20 protein-coding genes are annotated in these 21,641 nt (G+C 60.0%); 7 read left to right on the top strand and 13 right to left on the bottom strand.

Translation table 11 applies throughout. From position 1 onward, the window contains the following. Positions 1-5 precede the first annotated feature (5 nt). The 3 genes from PH605_RS16650 to cysG are packed head-to-tail and all read right to left on the bottom strand — an operon-like array spanning position 6 to position 3,455. A complete protein-coding gene (locus PH605_RS16650; RefSeq protein ID WP_003521340.1) occupies positions 6-1,676 on the bottom strand; it encodes a nitrite/sulfite reductase in 1,671 nt (556 codons plus the stop codon). A gap of 8 nt (positions 1,677-1,684) precedes the next feature. After that, on the bottom strand, positions 1,685-1,999 hold the full coding sequence (locus PH605_RS16645; protein ID WP_003521341.1) for a DUF2849 domain-containing protein: 315 nt from the start codon (positions 1,997-1,999) through the stop codon (positions 1,685-1,687). Then, the gene (gene cysG, locus PH605_RS16640) at positions 1,992-3,455 is read right to left on the bottom strand and encodes a siroheme synthase CysG (protein WP_078052952.1); all 1,464 of its coding nucleotides are present in this window, start codon (positions 3,453-3,455) and stop codon (positions 1,992-1,994) included. Before cysG ends, PH605_RS16645 begins: the two co-directional genes overlap by 8 nt. A gap of 263 nt (positions 3,456-3,718) precedes the next feature. On the opposite strand from cysG, the gene PH605_RS16635 reads away from it, so the two are divergent. Then, complete coding sequence (locus tag PH605_RS16635) at positions 3,719-4,306, top strand: deaminase (RefSeq protein WP_142845485.1); 588 nt, start codon at positions 3,719-3,721, stop codon at positions 4,304-4,306. Positions 4,307-4,361: 55 nt separating this feature from the next. Beyond that, positions 4,362-5,207, top strand: coding sequence for a nucleoside triphosphate pyrophosphohydrolase (gene mazG / locus PH605_RS16630; RefSeq protein ID WP_142845484.1), 846 nt, complete (start codon positions 4,362-4,364; stop codon positions 5,205-5,207). 149 nt (positions 5,208-5,356) lie between these two features. On the opposite strand, the gene hflX is transcribed toward mazG, so the two are convergent. The 8 genes from hflX to dusB all read right to left on the bottom strand — a co-directional run bounded on the left by hflX (position 5,357) and on the right by dusB (position 16,113). Beyond that, on the bottom strand, positions 5,357-6,793 hold the full coding sequence (hflX, locus tag PH605_RS16625) for a GTPase HflX (RefSeq protein ID WP_193559580.1): 1,437 nt from the start codon (positions 6,791-6,793) through the stop codon (positions 5,357-5,359). Between the two features lie 92 nt (positions 6,794-6,885). Then, positions 6,886-7,128, bottom strand: a complete 243-nt coding sequence (gene hfq / locus PH605_RS16620) for an RNA chaperone Hfq (RefSeq protein ID WP_003496145.1) — start codon at positions 7,126-7,128, stop codon at positions 6,886-6,888. A gap of 184 nt (positions 7,129-7,312) precedes the next feature. Continuing rightward, positions 7,313-8,689: a Trk system potassium transporter TrkA gene (trkA, locus tag PH605_RS16615; RefSeq protein ID WP_127756071.1), complete on the bottom strand. Its 1,377-nt coding sequence runs from the start codon at positions 8,687-8,689 to the stop codon at positions 7,313-7,315. A gap of 48 nt (positions 8,690-8,737) precedes the next feature. Further along, positions 8,738-10,102: a nitrogen assimilation response regulator NtrX gene (gene ntrX, locus PH605_RS16610; protein WP_003521348.1), complete on the bottom strand. Its 1,365-nt coding sequence runs from the start codon at positions 10,100-10,102 to the stop codon at positions 8,738-8,740. Then, positions 10,092-12,353 (bottom strand): sensor histidine kinase NtrY-like, encoded by a 2,262-nt coding sequence (locus PH605_RS16605; RefSeq protein ID WP_142845483.1) that lies wholly within the window; start codon positions 12,351-12,353, stop codon positions 10,092-10,094. The genes ntrX and PH605_RS16605 overlap by 11 nt, the downstream gene beginning before the upstream one ends. 150 nt (positions 12,354-12,503) lie before the next feature. Further along, on the bottom strand, positions 12,504-13,955 hold the full coding sequence (gene ntrC / locus PH605_RS16600; protein ID WP_035217434.1) for a nitrogen regulation protein NR(I): 1,452 nt from the start codon (positions 13,953-13,955) through the stop codon (positions 12,504-12,506). Continuing rightward, a complete protein-coding gene (locus tag PH605_RS16595) occupies positions 13,952-15,100 on the bottom strand; it encodes a two-component system sensor histidine kinase NtrB (RefSeq protein ID WP_065655391.1) in 1,149 nt (382 codons plus the stop codon). Before PH605_RS16595 ends, ntrC begins: the two co-directional genes overlap by 4 nt. Further along, on the bottom strand, positions 15,097-16,113 hold the full coding sequence (gene dusB / locus PH605_RS16590) for a tRNA dihydrouridine synthase DusB (protein WP_142845482.1): 1,017 nt from the start codon (positions 16,111-16,113) through the stop codon (positions 15,097-15,099). Before dusB ends, PH605_RS16595 begins: the two co-directional genes overlap by 4 nt. A gap of 276 nt (positions 16,114-16,389) precedes the next feature. Here dusB and PH605_RS16585 point away from each other — a divergent pair, with 276 nt between their 5' ends. Together PH605_RS16585 and PH605_RS16580 are read left to right on the top strand one after the other, a co-directional pair. Then, on the top strand, positions 16,390-17,577 hold the full coding sequence (locus tag PH605_RS16585) for a bifunctional 2-C-methyl-D-erythritol 4-phosphate cytidylyltransferase/2-C-methyl-D-erythritol 2,4-cyclodiphosphate synthase (RefSeq protein ID WP_078052947.1): 1,188 nt from the start codon (positions 16,390-16,392) through the stop codon (positions 17,575-17,577). Further along, positions 17,574-18,083, top strand: coding sequence for a CinA family protein (locus tag PH605_RS16580; protein ID WP_078052946.1), 510 nt, complete (start codon positions 17,574-17,576; stop codon positions 18,081-18,083). The genes PH605_RS16585 and PH605_RS16580 overlap by 4 nt, the downstream gene beginning before the upstream one ends. On the opposite strand, the gene PH605_RS16575 is transcribed toward PH605_RS16580, so the two are convergent. Beyond that, the gene (locus PH605_RS16575; protein WP_065655387.1) at positions 18,065-18,520 is read right to left on the bottom strand and encodes a type II toxin-antitoxin system RatA family toxin; all 456 of its coding nucleotides are present in this window, start codon (positions 18,518-18,520) and stop codon (positions 18,065-18,067) included. The two genes, PH605_RS16580 and PH605_RS16575, sit on opposite strands and share 19 nt — an antisense overlap. 9 nt (positions 18,521-18,529) lie before the next feature. After that, positions 18,530-19,099: an AAA family ATPase gene (locus PH605_RS16570; protein ID WP_078052945.1), complete on the bottom strand. Its 570-nt coding sequence runs from the start codon at positions 19,097-19,099 to the stop codon at positions 18,530-18,532. A gap of 239 nt (positions 19,100-19,338) precedes the next feature. Here PH605_RS16570 and PH605_RS16565 point away from each other — a divergent pair, with 239 nt between their 5' ends. The 3 genes from PH605_RS16565 to PH605_RS16555 all read left to right on the top strand — a co-directional run bounded on the left by PH605_RS16565 (position 19,339) and on the right by PH605_RS16555 (position 21,402). Continuing rightward, positions 19,339-19,515 carry a hypothetical protein gene (locus PH605_RS16565; protein WP_003496171.1) on the top strand — a complete coding sequence of 59 codons (177 nt, stop codon included), beginning with the start codon at positions 19,339-19,341 and terminating at the stop codon, positions 19,513-19,515. 128 nt (positions 19,516-19,643) lie between these two features. Then, the gene (locus PH605_RS16560; protein ID WP_142845481.1) at positions 19,644-20,378 is read left to right on the top strand and encodes a helix-turn-helix transcriptional regulator; all 735 of its coding nucleotides are present in this window, start codon (positions 19,644-19,646) and stop codon (positions 20,376-20,378) included. A 94-nt stretch (positions 20,379-20,472) separates the two neighbouring features. Next, positions 20,473-21,402, top strand: a complete 930-nt coding sequence (locus PH605_RS16555) for a DMT family transporter (RefSeq protein WP_142845480.1) — start codon at positions 20,473-20,475, stop codon at positions 21,400-21,402. Positions 21,403-21,641: the final 239 nt, after the last annotated feature.

Genomic DNA, 21,641 nt, shown 5'->3' with positions numbered 1-21,641 from the left:
TCTCCTCAGGCGGCTTCTGCAGCGGAACCGTAGAGCGCATCCTTGAACGGTTGCGGTCCAACGCGGCGATAGGCTTCGAGGAAAATTTCTTCCTTCGAAAGGCGAAGCCCGAGATAGGTGTCGACGATGGTTTCGATGGCGTCGGTGACTTTTTCCGGCTCGAAGCCACGGCCGATGATTTCACCGATCGAGGTGTTCTCATCGCCCGATCCGCCAAGCGTGATCTGGTAAAGTTCCGCGCCCTTCTTTTCCACACCCAGCAGGCCGATATGGCCGACATGGTGGTGGCCGCAGGCATTGATGCAGCCGGAAATCTTGATCTTCAGCTCACCGATTTCCGCCTGACGCTCCGGCGAACCGAAGCGGGTGGAAATTTCCTGCGCCACCGGAATGGAGCGCGCATTGGCGAGCGCGCAATAGTCCAGCCCGGGACAGGCAATGATATCGGTGATCAGCCCGGCATTGGCGGTCGCGAGGCCCGCACCCACCAGTGCGCGATAAACCGGCTCGAGATCGGCCAGCGCCACATGCGGCAGGATGATGTTCTGCTCATGGCTGATACGGATTTCATCGAAAGCATATTCCGCGGCGATATCGGCGACGAGTTCCATCTGCTCATCGGTCGCATCGCCCGGAATGCCGCCGATCGGCTTCAGCGAGATCGTCACCATGCCGTAATCGGGATGCTTGTGCGGCGCGACGTTCTGCTCGACAAAACGGGCAAAACCTTCATCGGCCCGCTTCCAGCGCGCCAGGCTTTCCCAGCCTTCCGGCCGATCCTTCAGCGCCGGCGGCGCGAAATAAGCGGTGATTGCCGCAATATCGGCATCCGGAAGCTTCAACTCGGTGTTCTTGAGTTCAGCGAATTCGACCTCGACCTGGCGGGCCAGTTCTTCCGCACCGGTCTCGTGCACGAGGATCTTGATGCGCGCCTTGTATTTATTGTCGCGGCGGCCGTGCAGGTTATAAACGCGCATGATTGCCGTCGTGTAGGAAAGCAAGTCCTCTTCCGGCAGGAAGTCGCGGATTTTCTTGGCGATCATCGGCGTGCGGCCCTGCCCGCCGCCGACATAGACGGCGAAACCGATCTCACCCTTATCGTTCTTTTTCAGATGCAGGCCGATATCGTGCACCTGAATGGCGGCACGGTCGCGCTCGGCGCCGGTGACGGCGATCTTGAACTTGCGCGGCAGGAAGGAGAATTCCGGGTGAACGGAAGACCACTGGCGCAGGATTTCCGCATAGGGACGCGGATCGGCGACCTCATCGGCGGCCGCGCCGGCGAAATGATCGGCGGTGACGTTGCGAATGCAGTTGCCGGACGTCTGAAGCGCGTGCATTTCCACGCTCGCCAGTTCGGACAGGATATCCGGCGTATCGGAAAGGCGCGGCCAGTTGTACTGGATGTTCTGACGGGTGGTGAAGTGGCCATAACCCCGGTCATATTTGCGGGCAATATGAGCCAGCATCCGCATCTGCTTCGAATTCAGCGTGCCGTAAGGAATGGCGACGCGCAGCATATAGGCATGCAGCTGAAGATAGACGCCGTTCATCAGGCGCAGCGGCTTGAACGCATCCTCGGCCAGTTCGCCGGAAAGGCGGCGCTCGACCTGATCGCGAAACTGCGCCACGCGGCCTTCAACAAATGCGTGATCGAACTCGTCGTAACGGTACATATTATTCCTCAGACTGCGATGAATGCTGCATCGGCCGGCTTGAAGCCGGTGGCATAGTGCACGGTGGGGCCGGCGGCGCGAATGCGTTCGCGAAGACGCGTCGGCCAAAGCTTGCCGTTCTCTTCGATGACATCGATGACGGCCACATCGACGACCTTGTTGGCGGAGAAATCCCGCTTGCCGATTTCCTCAAACGAGGCGACGGCCTCCGCATGGCGGGCAACGATTGCGCCCTGCAGGTTCTCCGTCCACTCCCCGTTGGCATCGAGCCAGACGGCGATGCCATCGCTCAGGCGGTTGGCGGTCAAAACCTTGTCAGCCATTTACATACTCCCGTTTGAAATCCGCCGGCCGCACTGACAATGCAAGCGCCTCGGACCTGTCAAAATTGGCGCCCGCCACCGCATCGCCGATGATGACCATGACCGGGCCGGTCAGTTCATCGCGATGTTCGAGTTCGGGCAGATCGTTCAGTGTGCCATGCAGCAGGCGGCGATCCGCGCGGCTGGCGTTTTCGATGACGGCAACCGTGGTTTCCACACCCAATCCCGCGTCGATCAGCCGCTTCGCGACCGAAGCAGCAACACTGCGGCCCATATAGACGGCGATGGTGGCGCCGGAAACCGCAAGCCTTGCCCAATCGGGCAGGACATCGCCAGCCAGATCGTGGCCGGTGGTGAAAATCAGCGATGAAGCGACACCGCGCAGCGTCAGCGGCAATTCGAAATCCGCAGCGGCGGCGAAGGCCGACGTGATGCCGGGCACGATCTCATAGGCAATACCGGCCTCACGCAGCGCCGCCATTTCTTCACCCGCCCGGCCATAGACCAGCGGATCGCCGGATTTGAGGCGCACGACGCGCTTGCCATCTTTGCCGAGGCGCACCAGCAGGCGGTTAATCTCGTCCTGCGACTTGCTGTGGCAGCCCTTGCGCTTGCCGACGGAGAGGCGCTCGGCATCGCGGCGGCCCATATCGACAATCGCCTGTGGCACAAGCGCATCGTAAACGATCACATCGGCTTCCATCAGCACGCGCTGCGCGCGCAGCGTCAGCAGATCTTCAGCGCCCGGTCCTGCGCCGACGAGCCAGATACGGCCTTCGCTGCGTTCGGGCGATTGCAGCAGGCGGTCGACGGCCTGACGGGCGGAGAGCGTGTCGCCAACGGCGACGGCATCCGCCACTGCACCTGAAAAGAACCGTCGCCAGAAATTGCGCCGCAAGGCGCCCTTCGGCACGTTCTCCTCGGCCGCATCACGATACTGCACGGCAAGGCGCGCAAGCTTGCCAAGCGACGGCGACAGCATCTGGTCGATGCGGGCGCGGATCATCTGGGCGAGAACCGGCCCTGCCCCTTCCGTGCCGATAGCCACGGCGACGGGCGCGCGGGCGACGAGCGCGGGGGTAAAGAAATCGCAGAATTCCGGCTGATCCACCGCATTGGCGGGAATTTTCGCGGCGCGCGCGAGGGTGACGATCTCACGGTCCAGCGCCTCATCGCCGGTAGCGGCGAAGACCAGCGTGGCGCCTTCGATCAATTCGCCGGCGAAAGCCAAAGCTCGATGATCAATGCCATTTTCGCTGATATAACGGGCAAAATCGGCTTCCGGCTTGTCGGCATAGGCAATGATATGCGCGTTGGTGTTGGCGAGAAGCCTTACCTTCGCGAAGGCTTCATCGCCATTTCCGAAAACAGCGACCTGCCGTCCCTCGACCCGGAAGAAAGCGGGGAAGGTTGAAAGGCGGTCGCCAGCAGCGGAAAAATCATGTTCGTTGTGCATTGGACATATATCCCGCATTGCGGTGCAAGATTGAAGAAACAGAAATTCAAGCCTTTCCGGCACCTGGATTTTTATTTCTCGAAGACCCCGGTTTTGGAGGAAAACAAACCGGCGATGCTTTTCCGCACCTGCGCAAGCTCTGAGAATCCCCTTGCAATCCCTTGACAAAGCGGGTTCTCGCGCCGAACAAGGAGCGACCATCGACTGTCGATTTCCCCATGCGAAGACCGCTTTTCCTTAAAGCGGCATGAAGGACAAGACCCTTGACCAGCTCCACCCTCGCCGCCCGCCTTCTCGATGTCATCGAACACGATATCCTGCCCTTGACGGCGCGTGGCGTCAGCCTTGGCAACAAGGTTTTCGGTGCGGCGATCCTGCGCAAATCGGACCTGTCGCTGGTGATCGCCGAGACCAATAACGAGCTGGAAAATCCGCTCTGGCATGGCGAAGTGCACACGCTGAAACGGTTTTACGAGTTGGGCGAAAAGCCGAACACGAAGGAGCTGATTTTTCTCTCCACCCACGAACCATGCACCATGTGCATGTCCGCCATCACCTGGGCGGGCTTCGATAATTTCTACTCCTTCTTCAGCCACGAGGATTCCCGCGACGCTTTCGCGATCCCTCACGACCTGAAAATCCTCAAGGAAGTTTTCGGACTGGAACCGGGCGGGTATCGCCGCAACAATGCCTTCTGGAATTCGTATTTCATTGCCGATCTGGTGGAGGGTGAAGACGATCCGCGGAAGACCACGTTGAAGGCGCAGACGGCCCGCATCAAGGCAGCCTATGACGATCTTTCCACCAGCTACCAGTCGTCGAAGAGCGGCAACGACATTCCATTGAACTAGAGCATTTCCGCGTCCCGGCGATGCGCAGAAACAAAGAACGAAGGTTTGAGACACTATGGAAGCCTCGAAGGATATTTCCCGCCTGATCGAGATCATGGAAGCCCTGCGGCAGCCGGAAACCGGTTGCCCTTGGGATGTCGTGCAGACCTTCGAGACGATCAAGCCCTATACCATTGAAGAGGCTTATGAAGTCGCCGACGCCATCGAGCGAAAGGACATGGACGATCTTTGCGAGGAGCTGGGCGACCTTCTGCTGCAGGTGGTTTTCCATGCTCGTATTGCCGAAGAGATGGGCGAATTCGCCTTCGGAGACGTAGTGCATGCCGTGACCTCGAAGATGATCCGACGGCATCCCCATGTCTTCGCCGTATCCGACGCCGACACGCCGGACGGCGTCAAACTGCAATGGGATCGCATCAAGGCGGAAGAAAAACGCGAGCGTGCAGAGCGACGCGCGCGACGTGGTATCACCGAGGATTTCAAGGCCGGCTTTCTGGGCGGCGTACAGCGCAGCCAGCCGGCGCTGACCGAAGCCCTGAAGCTGCAGGAACAGGCAGCGCGTGCCGGTTTCGACTGGTCGAATCCCGCTCCCATTCTCGACAAGATCGAGGAGGAAATCGCCGAACTGCGTGAGGCGCTGGCGGAAGGAAAACCGGAAAAGGTCTCGGACGAGCTAGGCGATCTCATTTTTGCCCTCGTCAATATCGGCAGGCATGTCAAAGCCGATCCGGAAGATACGCTGCGCGGTACGAACACGAAATTCCGCAGGCGTTTCAATCACATCGAAACGTCGCTCACTCAAAATGGCGAAACGCTGGAAGAAGCGAGCCTCGAGAGAATGGAAGATCTCTGGCAGGCGGCGAAACGCATCGAACGTTCGCTTGATACGGTTTCGTCCTAGCCCACCGTCACCCCGGATTTAGTCCGGGGTCCAGTGCGATCAAGTCCTTGATCGCAAAAGACTCGTTTTTCACGACGCAGACGCGTCGTGGCTGGATTCCGGCTCAAGGCCGGAATGACGGACAGAGTTTGGGACAATTCAAGGAGCGCTCAGCGCTCCCAGTCCTCGCGTTCGCGGATAGTCACTTTACCAAGCTTCCGTTCCAGTTCGGCCGCTTGCGCTTCCGAAAGGCGCACATCGAGCGCGACCGATCCGTCCTCATGGTCTTCACGACCGTCGACGATGGAATTGCTGTAGACCCAGGAGATCAGCGGCAATTGTTCGATGGAGAGGACAACGGTCGTTTCCGTCAGAACACCGGAAAGACGCTTTGAAATCTCGTCCATCAGGGCATCGACGCCCTCACCCGTGATGGCCGAAACAGCGCGGATATCCGAACGACCTTCGGCGCGCTGCATGATGGCGTCATGCGCTTCCGGCTCGAGACGGTCGACCTTGTTCCAGACCTCGATGATGCGCTTTTCCGCTTCCTTCTCGTCAATGCCGAGGTCACCGAGAATACGCAACACATCCGCAGACTGGGCGGCATTGTCCGGATCGGACATATCGCGCACATGCAGAACGAGATCGGCTTCCAGCACCTCTTCCAGAGTGGCGCGGAAAGCGGCGACCAGATGCGTCGGAAGGTCGGAAATGAAACCGACCGTATCGGACAGGATGACGGTGCGACCATGCGGCAATTTCATGCGGCGCAAGGTCGGGTCGAGCGTGGCGAACAGCATATCCTCCGCCAGAACGCCGGCGCCGGTGATGCGGTTGAACAGCGTGGATTTGCCGGCATTGGTGTAACCGACCAGCGCGACGATCGGATGCGGTACCTTGCGGCGCTTGGCGCGGTGTAGCTGGCGCGTGCGCACCACCTGTTCCAGCTCGCGCTCCAGCTTGACGATGCGTTCCTGCAAAAGCCGGCGGTCGGCCTCGATCTGGGTTTCACCCGGGCCGCCCATGAAGCCCGCACCGCCGCGCTGGCGTTCAAGGTGGGTCCAGCTTCGGACGAGGCGGCCCTTCTGGTAGTTCAGATGCGCAAGATCGACCTGCAGCGTGCCTTCCTTTGTGGAGGCGCGGCGGCCGAAGATTTCAAGGATCAGGCCCGTGCGGTCGATGACCTTGCAATTCCATTGCTTTTCGAGATTGCGCTGCTGCACCGGGGTCAGCGGATGATCGACGATCACCAGGCCGGAATCGGTCTCTTCGAGAAGATGACCGATTTCTTCGATCTTGCCCGTTCCAAACAGCGTGGCCGGGCGCGGCTGGTTCACCGGAACGATGAGACCCTGCGTCACTTCCAGATCGATGGCGAGCGCCAGTCCCTTCGCTTCCTCAAGCTTGGCTTCGACCGAACGGCCGGGGGCAGCCGGGCCAGCAGCCGCATCGCGCGTTTCGCGCTGCTTGAGGACCGGCACGAGGACGACCGCACGCATGTCGTCGCGGCGCTTTTCCTGCTCCGGAATAATCGATTCGTTCGAGGTGTCGCGCGTTGAAATGGGTTCAGCCTTGTCCAGAAAGAGGATTGCGGCCGACCGCATCCGCGCGGGCGGCCATGGGAATTAACCTGACGGCACGGGAAATGTTCCCGGTCCGGGTCAGTCTATGTCGAATATCCGTCGAGGGAGCCCGATCAGGCAGCGCCTTCTTCGCTTTCGAACATCTGCATCGGCTGGCCGGGCATGATGGTGGAGATCGCATGCTTGTAAACAAGCTGCGAATGACCGTCACGGCGCAGAAGCACGCAGAAATTGTCGAAGGAGGTGACAACGCCCGTCAGCTTGACGCCGTTGATCAGAAAAATCGTGAGCGAAATCTTTTGCTTACGAACGGTATTGAGGAAGAGATCCTGAAGGTTTTGAGAACGTTCCGCCATGGCGCCGCTTCTTTCTTTTTTGCCGGCAGGGATACCGGAAAATAATCAATCAATAATAAGCCGGCCGAGTCTTGTCCCCCGCTTGGCCGACCTCAAACTCTGGTATCAAATCGTGTTCCGTTCCGCAACGGTCAAAACAGCCGAATGAGTACGAGTATTGACCCACATTTTCAATTCGGGACAGTCAAAAATATTGTATCGAAACACGGAAAAGTTGCTCCACGTCGCGCACCGCATCGGCGGATGCGAACAGCACGACCCGGTCCTTCGCCTTGATTTTCGTGCTGCCGTCCGGGCGGATCACCACGCCGTCGCGATAGATCGCCCCGATGCGCACACCGTCGGGCATATCGATGTCGCGGAAGGACTGGCCGACCAGCGGCGACGTCTCCAGCGCTTCCGCCTCGATCACCTCCGCCGAGCCGCGCTGGACGGCATAGACTGAGCGGATGCGGCCCTTGCGCACGTGCTGAAGCACGCGGGAGATCGTCACGGCCCGGGGGTTGATATAGGCATCGAGCCCCAGAGAGCGGGCGACGTCGTGGAACGACGTACTGTTCAAAAGCGCCAGATTCGATTTGCAGCCGAGTTGCTTGGCAATCACCGCCGCCAGAATATTGGTCTGATCGTTATTGGTGAGCGTCACGATAAGATCGGCATCCTGAATATCCGCCTGCATCAGTATTTTCTGGTCGAGCGCCGAGCCGTGCATGACGATGGTATTGCTGAGCTGTTCTGATGCGGCAACCGCCCTGTCGCGGTCCGCCTCGATGATCTTCACCCGCGTTTTCGGCTGCATTTCCTCGATCTTGCGGGCGACGAAGTGGCCGATATTGCCGGCGCCGGCAATCACGATGCGCTGCGCTTCCTGCTCCTCATGGCCAAAAAGGCTTAAGGTGCGGCGGGCATGCTGGCGCTGGCAGATGACATAGGCAAGGTCGCCAACCCGCAACTGTTCCGAAGAATGCGCTACCTTGAGGATACCATCCCGATACACCCCCACCACGGTGGCGATGAGGTCTGGAAAGAGGCTGGAAAGCTGCTGCAGCGGTGTGTTGATGACCGGACAATCCTCCATGCATTCGATGGCCAGCATGTAGATCGTGTCGTCGGCGAAACGCACCACATCCGTTGCGCCCGGAAAGGCGATGCGCCGGAGCACCATCTTGCCGACTTCGACTTCCGGCGAAATCGTCACGTCGATGGACATGTTCTCGCGGCTGAAGAGATCGGCATATTCCGGCTTCAGATAGCTCTGGTCGCGGATGCGGGCGATCTTGGTCGGCACGCTGAACAGGGCATGCGCCACCTCGCAGGCGACGATGTTGATCTCGTCATGCAAGGTCACGGCAATAATCATGTCGGCCTGGTCGGCGCCGGCCTTGGCCAGCATGTCGGGATGCGCGCCATGGCCGACATAACCGCGCACATCCAGCGTCTCGGTAATGGCGGTGATGAGCGGCGCGGCCGTATCGATCACCGATACTTCATTATCTTCCCGCGACAATTGTTCGGCGATGCCGTAACCCACCTGCCCTGCGCCGCAAATGATGACTTTCATGCTGTCTCTCTGACGGAATAATCGGTTACGGCGAAGCGCCTTCTTTCCTTATACGCCGAGAGATTTCAGTTTGCGATGCAGTGCAGACCGTTCCATGCCGACAAATTCCGCCGTTCGCGAAATATTGCCGCCGAAGCGGTTGATCTGCGCCATCAGATAGTCGCGCTCGAACATTTCACGGGCTTCGCGCAGCGGCAGGGTCATGATGTGCTGATCACCCTGCGCCGAAATTTTCGGCAGCATGTCGCCAATATCCGAAGGCAGCATGTCGGCCGAGATCGGCGCTTCGCCGCCCTCGGGACGGGCGAGAATCATCAGCCGCTCGATATTGTTGCGCAGCTGGCGGATATTGCCCGGCCAGTCATGCGTCTGGAGAACGGCCATGGCGTCGTCGCCGATCTTGCGCGGACGGATGCCGGCCTGCTCGGAAATCTGGCGCATGAACATATCGACAAGGAACGGAATATCCTCGCGCCGCTCAGAAAGGGCCGGCACCTTCACCGGCACCACGGCGAGGCGATGATAGAGATCTTCGCGGAACTGGCCTTCGGCAATCAGGCTTTCGAGGTGATGGGCGGTCGAGGAAATGATGCGCACATCCACCTTCACCCGCTTGCCGCCCCCAACGCGCTCGAATTGCTGATCGACCAGCACGCGCAGGATCTTGTTCTGGGTCTCGCGCGGCATTTCGCCGACTTCATCAAGATAAAGCACGCCGCGATGAGCTTCTTCCAGAGCCCCGACCTTGCGCGGCTGCCCGGGAAGGCCCTCCGTGCCGAAAAGCGCGATTTCCATGCGGTCCGGTGTGATCGTCGCGGCATTGAGCGCCACAAAGGGTCCGCTCGCACGCGAGGACTTCTTGTGCACCATGCGCGCCACAAGTTCCTTGCCGGAACCGGAGGGGCCGAGGATCATGATGCGGCTGTTGGTGGGCGCAACACGGTCGATGGTCTGGCGAAGCTGCGACACCGCAAGCGATGCGCCGACGAGTTCAACCGCGTCACCGGTGCGCTTCTTGAGTTCCTGAACCTCACGCTTCAGCTTGGAGTTTTCCAGCGCCCGCTCGGCGATCAGAATGAGGCGGTCGGCCTTGAACGGCTTCTCGATGAAATCGAAGGCACCGCGCTTGATGGCGTTGACGGCGGTTTCGATATTGCCGTGACCGGAAATCATGACCACCGGGATTTCGGGATGGCGGCTCTTGATCTCATCCAGCAACGCCAGACCATCGAGCTTCGAGCCCTGCATCCAGATATCGAGAAAGATCAGACGCGGCACGCGCTCCGAAATGGCGGCCAGCGCGCTGTCGCTGTCGAACGCCATGCGGGTCTCGTGGCCCTCGTCGGAAAGAATGCCCGCTACGATTTCGCGAATGTCCGCCTCGTCATCCACGACCAGAATATCAGACGCCATATGCTGCTTCCTTGTTATTTTCGCCGCCGACCGCCTCGATATAGGGCAGCAGCACTCTGATCATGGCGCCGTGGCCGTGATCGAATTCCGGCGGGGCATCGTGGAGTTCCAGATACCCGCCATGCTCTTCGATGATTTTCTTGACGATGGCGAGGCCGAGGCCCGTGCCCTTGTCCCGCATCGTCATATAAGGTTCGAGAATGCGGTGACGGTTCTCGACGGGAAGGCCGCGGCCATTGTCGATGATGTCAGCCACGAAACGCGAATTGGCTTCGTCGAAAGCGGCGCGCACCAGAATTTTACCAGGCCGCTTTTCGCCTTCCACCGCCTCGATGGCTTCCGTCGCATTCTTGATGAGATTGCCGAAGGCCTGACCCAGCATGCGGGCATCGAACATGCCCTCGAGCGGAATCTCGCCCAGTTCGGTTGAGAATTTCGTATCGGCGGCGCTGATCTCGCGCAGGAATGCGGCGTCCTTCAAGATCGCCCGCAGGTCCGACTTTTCCTTCGTCGGCTTCGGCATGCGCGCAAAAGCGGAGAATTCATCCACCATCCGGCCGATATCGCCAACCTGCCGGACGATGGTGTCCGTACACTGGTCGAAGACGGCACGGTCGCTCTCGTCGATCTGCTTGCCGAAACGGCGTTTGATACGCTCGGCGGAAAGCTGGATCGGCGTCAACGGGTTCTTGATTTCATGCGCGATGCGCCGCGCCACATCAGACCATGCGGTCGAACGCTGGGCGATGACGAGATCGGTGATGTCGTCAAGGGTGATGACGTAGCTGTCACGGCTGTCGCGAGCGTCCTCGCGGGTCACCTGCACATTCAGCGTTCGTTCCTTGCCCCGCCGCATGATGTTGATCTGCTTGCGGAAATTGCCGCGTGACCAGGTATTCGCCTCGTTGACCACCTGTTCGATTTCCGGCGCGATCTCCGACAGTTGCGCGCCGATAAGCTGCTCGGATGTCTGCGCCAGGAATTCTTCGCCCGACGGATTGACGATGGTGATCCTGCGGTTCTCATCGACACCGATGACGGCGGCGGTGACGCCTGACAGCACGGCCTCGATGAAGCGGCGGCGATCATCAATATCGTCCTTGGCCTCGATGATCTGTTCCTGCTGGCTGCGCAGTTCGGAGACCATCTTGTTGAAGGTGCGCGACAGTCGCCCGACGTCGCCATCGACGGCGCGGACGGGAACCAGCACATGCATGTTGCCGGTGGCGACACTGTCTGCCGCACTGATGAGGAGACGGATAGGCCGCACGATACGGTCGGCCACCGCAATCGCCGTCCAGATGGCAGCGAGAAGCACGATCAGCGCGAAACCGAGATAAAGGATCGCAAAGGCGATCTGCAGCGGCGCGCGGCCCGCCTCCATCGCCTTGTATTCCGCGCGGTTCTCTTCCATCAGCCGCATCGCGCTCATCACCTTGGGATCGACGGCGCGCACCGTGTAAAGGAAGGTGCCGCTGATGCCTTCGAGCTTGATAATGGCGCCGACGAGGTTGGTGATACCGGGCGGTATCAGCGTCGGCTGGCCGGCGGCCGCCTTTTCAAGCGCGTCATGCGGTATGGCGGGAAGCGGTTTTTCGGTCTTGATGTCGGCCTGAGCAACGGCGTCGCCGTCCTCCTGCACCAGAAACGCGCCGAGAAGGCCGCGCCCCTTGGCCTGACGGGTCATCAGATCGACGAAGCCAGTGCGATCCAGATAAAAAAGCGCACGGTTGCGGTCGAGGTCGGTCGCCATCGACAGGGTCTGACCCTGAAGATAACCGGCATTCTCCATCATATAGGCTTGGGCGATATTGCTCGATGAATCGACAATCGACTGCGTGCGCAGCGCAAACCAGCGGTCGAGGCCTACATTCAGCGTCAGACTGGCGAAGATGGCGACGAGCACCGCGGGCGTAATCGCCACGATGGAGAAAAGCACGACGATGCGCACGTGCAGACGCGCCGCCGCCCTGCCCTTTTTACGCGCTTTCAGCAGCCGGTTGATTTCGCGCCCGATGAGGAAGATCAGGCCGATCACGAAGATCGAATTGATGACGACGGAGGCGATGACGACGTTCGATGTCGGCGCGATTGGCGTGACGCCCAGAAGCACGAACAGGGTGAGGATGGCGCAAACGAGAGCGACGCCGGCGAGCACCAGCCCCGGCAAAGCGAAAGACATCCTGCGATCGGCAACCACCATGCCCGCTGCTTCATCGGCAACGGCGTTTTCGGCGGCGGGTTTCCGCATGCACTACTCCCAATCGCTGGCCAGCCAGCACCACATTTATGAAGTCAGGTAAGACGCGCCTCAGACCGGCGAATCTCTTTCCTTCCTAGTGTTTTTCAAGCAACACAATGTGGCGAAAGTGCAACGACAAATGCGACCTTGTCAACATTCTCAGCTTGGGCGGGAGCTGCGATAAACGGAAACGCCAAGCTCGCGGATTTTCTTGCGCAGCGTATTGCGGTTCAGGCCGAGAAGATCGGCGGCCTTGATCTGGTTGCCGCGTGTCGCAGTCAAAGCCGCGAGAATCAGCGGATATTCGAGTTCGCGCAGAACGCGGTCGTAAAGGCCGGGCGGCGGCAGGCCATCGCCGAAACTGGCGAAATAATCCCGCATATTTTCTTCCACCGCCTGCGAAATGGTGAGCGACCCCGTGCGGACCGCCATCTTGTCGAGCGGGCTGTCGGGAACATCCGATTGCAGTTCCTGCTCGATGATCTCGCGGGTAATGACTTCCTGCGGGTAAAGCGCCATCAGGCGGCGGATCAGGTTTTCCAGCTCGCGCACGTTGCCCGGCCAGGCATAGGCCTTCATGACCTCCAGCGCCTCGCTCTCGAAACGCTTGCCTTCCAGACCTTCCTTTTCGCCCTGCTGGATAAAGTGGCGCACCAGATCGGGAATATCCTCGGCGCGGTCACGCAGCGGCGGCAGCCGCAGCGGAACGACGTTCAGGCGATAATAAAGGTCTTCGCGGAAAAGGCCCTGATTGATCGACTGCTTCAGGTCCTTGTTGGTGGCGGCGACGATGCGGACATCGGTGCGGATCGGCGTACGGCCGCCCACCGTCGTATATTCGCCCTGCTGCAACACGCGCAGCAGGCGTGTCTGGGCGTCCATCGGCATGTCACCGATTTCGTCGAGGAACAGCGTGCCGCCCTCGGCCTGTTCGAAACGGCCGGTGGAGCGGTTCTGCGCGCCGGTGAAGGCGCCCTTCTCATGGCCGAAGAGTTCGGATTCGATCAGGTCGCGCGGGATTGCGGCCATGTTGATGGCGACGAAGGGACCGTTGCGGCGCTTGCCGTAATCATGCAGAGCGCGCGCCACCAGCTCCTTGCCGGTGCCGGATTCACCGGTGATCATCAGCGTCAGGTCGGTCTGCATCAGGCGGGCGAGAACGCGGTAGATTTCCTGCATCGCCGCCGAGCGGCCGACGAGCGGCATGCCGTCCTGCATGTCGTCATCGAGTTTGGCCGGCTTGCGCTTCGGTTCCGACAGGGCGCGGCCGATGATGGCGATCAGCTCCGTCAGGTCGAAGGGCTTCGGCAGATAGTCGTAAGCGCCTTTTTCCGAGGCCTTGATGGCCGTCATGAAGGTGTTCTGCGCACTCATGACCAGAACCGGCAGGTCCGGGCGGGCCTTTTTGATGCGCGGCAGCAGGTCAAAGGCGTTTTCATCCGGCATCACGACATCGGTTACGACAAGATCGCCCTCACCCGCCGAAACCCAGCGCCAGAGCGTGGCGGCATTGGAGGTGATGCGCACGTCGTAACCGGCGCGGCTCAGCGCCTGGTTCAGCACCGTGCGGATTGCGGCATCATCATCGGCGACGAGGATCGTAGCTGTCATTGGTCATTTCCTGTCGTGTTCGGCAAAGAGCGGTCGTCGAGCGCCACTTCCGGCGAGACGGGCATCAATACGCGGAAAGTCGTGCGGTGGTTCTGGCTGTCGCATTCCACAATGCCGCCATGGGCGCCGATCAGCTTGGCGACAAGCGCCAGCCCGAGGCCCGAACCATTCGTCTTGGTGGTGATGAAGGGATCGAAAAGATGCGGCAAAAGATCGGCCGGAACGCCCGGGCCATTGTCATGCACGCAGAATTCGAGCGGCAGCGAGATGCGCTCGCGGCTGCCGGCGACCGAAAGCCGCATGCCGGGGCGATAGGCGGTGGTGAGGATGATTTCGCCATCCGGCTGGTTGCCCACGGCTTCCGCCGCATTCTTCACCAGATTGAGAAAGACCTGCACCAGCTGGTCGCGATTGGCATAAACAGGCGGCAACGAGGGGTCGTAGTTTTCCGAAATCTTGATATTGCGGGCAAAACCGGCCTTGGCGATGGCCTTTACATGATCGAGCACGGAATGGATGTTGACCGGGACGCGATCCACCGGCCGCTCGTCGGAAAACACCTCCATACGGTCGACCAGCGAGACGATGCGGTCGGTCTCGTCGCAGATCAGCCGCGTCAGCGCCCGGTCTTCATCGGCAACCGACGTCTCCAGCAACTGGGCAGCGCCGCGAATGCCGGACAGCGGATTCTTGATTTCATGCGCGAGCATGGAGGCAAGGCCGGTAACGGAGCGCGCCGCCGCCCGGTGGGTCAATTGCCGGTCGATCTTGTCGGCCATCGACCTTTCCTGGAAGACGACGACCACCGATCCCGGTTCGCTGACAACAGGCGCGACATAAAGATCGACCAGCTTGTCCTGGCCTAGACGCGGCGAACTCAGATCGACGCGATATTCGTTGACCGGCGCGCGGCGCTCCCGCACCTGATCGATCAGTGCGAGCAACGGGCTGCCGAAGGGAATGAAGGTGGAAACGCGGTAGCGCGCGAGATGGGAGGCGCTCGCCCCGAAAAAGGCTTCGGCTTCCCAGTTGGCGAAGGCGATGAAACCTTCGGCATCCACCAGAATAACCGGGTTCTGCACCGCGTTCAGAACCGCCATGGCAAGCGGGTTTGCATCTGCCGAGCTGTGTTTGTCAGCGCTCATGCGGCCTTCCTTGCGGCGTCTTCGCCCGCATTTTCGCTAAGGGCAGAGCGAAGCAGATCCGCCACTTCCGCCGTGTCACGCGATGTCATGATTTCAGCCTTGTCAGTCGTGGCGATCTCTGGCGCGAAACGGTCGAGATACCAGCCGAGGTGTTTGCGGGCATGCCGGAGACCGGCTTCCCTTCCATAAAATTCCAGCATCATCTCGTAATGTTCGATGGCGATGGCGGGAATATCGCCGCGGTGCGGCGCTGAATGTCCGGCAAGCACCGCCGGCAGCCAGGGTTGCCCCTGCGCGCCGCGCCCGACCATGACGGCATCCGCACCCGAACGGCGCAGGATTTCGCGCGCATCTCCGGCCGTTTCAACGTCGCCATTGGCGATCAGCGGCACGGAAATCACCTCACGCACGGCGCGGATGGCATCCCAGTCCGCCCGTCCCTCGTAAAACTGCATGCGGGTGCGGCCGTGAACGGTGATCAGCTGAACACCTGCGGCTTCGGCACGGCGGGCGATCTCCGGCGCATTGATGGTGTTCTCGTCCCAGCCGAGCCGCATCTTCAGCGTCACAGGCACGTTGACTGCATTGACCGTTGCCTCAATGAGCGAGAGTGCATGATCCGGATCGCGCATCAAAGCCGAGCCAGAATAACCACCCGTCACCTTCTTGGCTGGACAGCCCATATTGATGTCGATGATGCCAGCGCCATTGTCGGCCGCGATCTTGGCTGCCTCGGCCATGAAATGCGCCTCGCGTCCTGCGAGCTGCACCATATGCGGAACCATGCCGGCATTTTTCAGCCGCGCCCAGGATTCGCCTCGGTTGGCGACGAGCTCACGGCTTGCCACCATTTCCGTAACGACAAGGCCCGCGCCATAACGCCAGGCAAGCTGCCGGAACGGCAGATCCGTCACGCCCGACATGGGCGCCAGCACGGCACGATTACGGATCGCGACTGAGCCGATGCTGAACGGTTCTGACAACTCCGGAAGATGCAATTGATGATCTTTCATGCAGAAGGGTTATTTGCATTATTTTTAGACAGTGTTTGTGCAGTTGCCAAGCACTTTTAGAGGGTTGCACCTTTTATTTGCTGGGCGACTGCCTGCCTGTTTTGCTGTCGGCAGCAATTTGTGCAGGTTCAAAGGCGCAATGACGCTCGATCCTGCGACATGCAGGGGCGAATGCGCGTCTTATCGGGCTGGCCATCCGGGTTTTGAAACGCTAGAGCAGGACTGTCAACCGCTAAGGGTTGCGCGCAAAGCATAAGACCAATGCAGGAAAGTACCATGAAACTCGGCATCGTCATCGTCGCCGCCGGACGCGGAGAAAGAGCGGGCTCTCCCGAGGAAGGGCCGAAACAATATCGCCCTATCGGAGGCAGGGCCGTGATCGAGCATACATTGTCGACCTTCCTCGACTGGAATCATGCCTCCCCCATCGTGATCGTCAGCCATGCAGACGATGCGGAACTACTGTCGCCGATCATCCAGCGGCTTGATGCCGGCGAGCGGATCGTTACCGTCACGGGCGGCGCAACACGCCAGCAATCGGTGCTTGCCGGGCTGGAAGCGCTCTCTTCGGAAGAGCTGACGCATGTGATGATCCATGATGCCGTGCGGCCTTTCGTTCCCGTGGACATGCTGGAACAGATCGTCGCCCTGCACCGGGCCGGCGCCAGCGGCGTTCTGCCTGCCCTCTCCGTCACCGACACGCTGAAGCGCGGCTCGGATGGTCGCGTCGTGGAAACGGTTTCCCGGCAGGGGCTTTATGCCGCGCAGACACCGCAGAGTTTCGGCTACGGCGATATTCTCGCCGCGCACCGCGCCGCTGCCGCCTCCGGAAAGTCCGATTTTACCGATGATGCTTCGATTGCCGAATGGGCGGGACTGACGGTGACTCTGACCGAAGGTTCGGTCGACAATGTAAAACTCACTCTCAAGCGGGATATCGCCATGGCCGATGAAAAGCTCTCCCACGGATTGCCGGACGTGCGCACCGGCAATGGTTACGACGTGCATCAGCTGGAAGCCGGCGACGGCGTGACGTTGTGCGGCGTCTTCATCGAACACGACCAGAGATTGAAAGGTCATTCGGATGCCGATGTGGCTTTGCATGCGCTGACGGATGCGCTGCTCGCCACCTGTGGCGCCGGCGATATCGGCGATCACTTCCCGCCTTCCGATCCGCAATGGAAGGGAGCGGCCTCGCGCATCTTCCTCGAACATGCGGCCAAAGTGGTTCGCGACAATGGCGGCACGATCATGAATGCCGATGTCTCGCTGATTGCGGAAGCGCCGCGTATTGGCCCGCATCGGCAAGCCATGCGCGAAGCACTGTCGGACATGCTGGGCATCGCGCTGGAGCGCTGCTCGGTCAAGGCGACGACCAATGAGACCATCGGTTTCGTCGGCCGCCGGGAAGGCATCGCTGCAATCGCCACCGCTACGGTCGTCTACAGGGGCAGACCTTTATGAGCCTTTTTCCCGCTGACATAGAAGAGCTGGCGCGGCGGATCATTGCCGATTTCACCGCGCATGGTTTCATGGTCTCGACCGCGGAAAGCTGCACGGGCGGCCTGATCGCCGGTGCCCTGACGGAGATTGCCGGCTCCTCCGCTGTCGTTGACCGTGGTTTTGTCACCTATACCAATGAAGCCAAGATGGACATGCTGGGCGTTGGCTCCGAGACGCTGGCGAATTTCGGCGCGGTATCCCGACAGACAGCGCTGCAGATGGCGCATGGTGCCCTCTTCCGTTCCCGCGCGGATTTCGCCGTGGCGGTAACTGGCATCGCTGGTCCGGGTGGCGGTTCCGCCGACAAGCCGGTGGGGCTGGTGCATCTGGCCGCCCATGCGCGCGGCGGTAAAATCCTGCATCGGGAAATGCGTTACGGCGAGATCGGCCGCACCGAAATCCGGCTTGCTACGGTGAGGACGGCGCTCCAGATGCTGATAGCCCTCAATCAGGCCGGGTCCGTATAAATTTTATCGGCACGCGTCTCGAAGGCTTCCGCGAACATGCGAAAGGCCCGGTCGAACATCGACCCCATGACCGCGCCGAGCAGACGGTTCTTGAATTCATAATCGATGAAAAAATGAATGGCTGAGCCGCCCTCGTCGGCAGGCTCGAAACGCCAGCGATTGTCGAGATATTTAAACGGTCCGTCGATATATTTCACGTCGATGGCGCGCTCGGCCGGGTTCAGCAGCACCTGCGTGGTGAAGGTTTCGCGAATGGCCTTGTAACCCACCGTCATATCCGCCACCAGCAGCACCTTGCCATCGCGCTCCTTGCGCGAACGGACGGTGAGCGCCTCGCAAAGGGGCAGAAACTGCGGATATTTCTCCACATCGGCGACGAGGTCGTACATGCGGTCGGGCGAGTGTTTGACGTGGCGATGCGTTTCGAACTGTGGCATGAGCGGCAGTTAATCCTCGATACGCAGAAGATCAAGAAGGCGGCGAAACTGTTTTCGGCTTTTCAGCTGGAATACCGGCACATCAGGACCATAAAGCGCGAAATTCTGCTCGAAAATCGAGGCATGGCGGCGTTCGAAATTCCAGATATAGCGCAGGAAATCGATGTCTATCCTTTCGGGACACCCCTCCGCCATTTCCGGGCGGGCCTTGCCATAACCCTTGATCGCCCGGCTGACGGCGCCCCACAGGCAGAGCCAGCGCGGCATGCGCACCCACAAAACGATGTGGGATCGCGGCAGCCGTATATCGAACGACGACGGATTGCTGCCGTCCATCAGCCAGCGTTCCTCGGTAATGATGGTGGCTATCCTCTGTCGCTGCTCCTCGCGCGGGCGCGCCTGCCAGCCGGGCAGCCAGAAAACATCGCGATCCATGGAGATGTAGCGAAGTCCGAAATTGCGCGCGAGCTTCTGCGAAAGCGTCGTCTTGCCGCCGCCGGAGCAGCCCACGACCATGATTCGCTGCGCCCCGGCGATGATCGCAGCCGCATCTTCCACCCTGTGAAGATAGTTTGGCATTTCAGAAACCTCATCTGACTACTGGATTTTTCTGCCATCGCCCCGCAGCGATATCGTCGCCGTGCATGACAGTTACGGAAAATTGACTATTGTAACCCCGTCGCAGGGATTGCTATTTATTTGCGACTAATATTACACCCATTGGATGCAACGGCGCTGGAAGCTCCCGATTTCACCCAGCGTATTCATCCTTGGGTTCAGACCCGACATATAACCGCTTTGAGCCACTGAGTGAGCCGATGGACGATTTTTCCAACATCATCAACCTTCTCGAATCCGCCAAGCAACTCGCATCGATGAACGGCATGCCGGTGCTTGCCTATCTGATCGACGTCGCGAAATGCGAGGCGAGAGAGAACAAGCCGGTTCTGCGCAAGCGCAAACGCGGCGAATCGACCGCCAAGGAAGACTGTTAATTGCCGGCGCGCAGAGCCGACCGATAAAGCCGGCTGGCCCAATCTTCAAGACGATGTCATAATCAAACAATGAAACTGGCCGCTTTTTCGAGGCGGCCATTTCTTTGCACAATGGAAACGACAGCGTTATGAAAGCCGCATCCGCCGATATCAGAACCTATAGGGAAGAAAGACCGAAGGAACGGCATGGCTTCGTTCAGATCGTTCTTCCGGTCTCCGGGCGTCTGCTGATCGATGTGGCGGGACGGCAGGACGAATTGTCGGCCGGACGCGGCGTGTTCATCCATCGCGATGCGCCGCATACGCAGGAAGCGACGGCAAGCAACCACTCGCTGGTGGTCGATATCGATGAAGGCGCCCTTCCCGAGCAAACGCTCGAGAAATTCGCCCATTCGCCGTTTCTCGATATCGCGCAGGATACGGGCCAACTGATCGCCTATATGCGCGGTGTCATCGGAACAGAAGGGCGACGCGACGATATTGCCGGCCTGTGGGCGCCGCTCCTGATCGACAGCCTTGCCAATGAGAAAGCCGACATTCGCCAACGCCTGCGCAGGGTTGTTGCACTTATCAGGGCGGAACCGTTCTTCCCCTGGACCATCGAGATGCTCGCCTCCTGCGTGACGATCAGCGACAGCCGCCTGCATGCGCTGTTTCTCGAAGAATTCGGCCTTCCGCCTCACCGCTGGCTGGCCGGGCTGCGCATGGACAAGGTCTGCGCATTGCTCAGCAATTCCACCCTGCCGATTGCCGAGATCGCCTTGCGGGCCGGTTTTTCCGACCAGACTGCACTGACGCGCGCCATGCGCAATGCAGTGGGTGAAACGCCCGCAGCCTACCGTCGGACCTGCGGGCTTCATTAAAACCGCCAGCACATTCGATCAGGAGTTTTTGTCAAGACAGCCGCAAAGGGCTGTGGCACATCGCAGGCAGATGTGAATGCGGATGTGACATGACATGAACAGAACAGGTCTCGGTGTTTTTTTCGGCATGCTGGCGGGTGCGCTTTGGGGTGGGATTTTTCTCGCTCCCAAACTCGTGCCGGATTTTTCCGCCCTGCAACTCTCGACGGCGCGTTATCTCACCTATGGGCTGATTTCCCTCATCATCATCGGGCCGCGTCTGAAACGCATCTCGGCCCATTTTGGCGCGCGGGAATGGATAGCACTCGGCTGGCTGAGCATGATCGGCAATATCGCCTATTATGTCTTCATATCGACCGCGGTAAAATTGAGCGGCGTCGCCTTCACCTCCATTATCATCGGTTTCCTGCCCGTCGCTGTCACCATCATCGGCAGCCGCGATCACGGCGCGGTGTCGCTGAAGCGGCTGTGGCCGTCGCTCGCCTTCGGCGCGATGGGGATTATCGGCATTTCCTGGCAGTCGCTGACGGAAAACGATGCGGGGCTCGATGTCTCTCGCGTCATCGGGCTGGCCTGTGCGCTCGGTGCGCTGGCGTCTTGGACAGCCTTTGCCGTCGGTAACGCCCGCTGGCTCTCCCGCCTTCACGATGTCAGCGCCGACGACTGGAACATGATGACCGGCGTGGTGACCGGCGGGCTTGCGCTGCTGCTTGCTATCCCGGCCTTTGGCTTTGGCGGCGAAAGCCATAGTTCGGGCGACTGGCTGCATTTTGTGGCTGTTGCAGCCGGGCTGGGTTTCACCGCTTCCATTCTCGGCAATGCCTTATGGAACCGCATGAGCCGCCTTCTGCCGCTCACCATGGTCGGGCAGATGATCCTGTTCGAAACGCTGTTTGCGCTGCTTTACGGTTTTCTCTGGGAAGGGCGTGGCCCGACACTGATTGAGGTCGTGGCAATATGTGCGGTGGTGCTGAGCGTCGTGCTGTGCATGCGGGCGCATCGGCCGGAAAAGGTTGTGGTGTGATCGGTTGAAGGCCGGAAACAGGCGGCGGAGCCATTTCACAAGCCTCGCCTCCTACTCACGTCATCCTAGGGCCCGAGGATCCAATCACGTATCGTACAATCGATAGGTTGCAGATCCTCGGCCCTGTGCCACTGCTGTCCGGTTTAAATTTGGTGGACATGGCGCACGGTGTTGATTCTACTCGTATTCGAGCGTTTGGCGACGATCTCGGACACGAAAGAGGAGCAACACCGTGCGGC

Origin of the sequence: Agrobacterium sp. CFBP 3001 (assembly GCF_027871605.1) — a bacterium.
In the GTDB taxonomy this organism is placed as follows: Bacteria; Pseudomonadota; Alphaproteobacteria; order Rhizobiales; family Rhizobiaceae; genus Agrobacterium; species Agrobacterium leguminum.
Note: the sequence above shows the minus strand (reverse complement) of the source record. Positions and strands in the feature narration are given on the sequence as shown.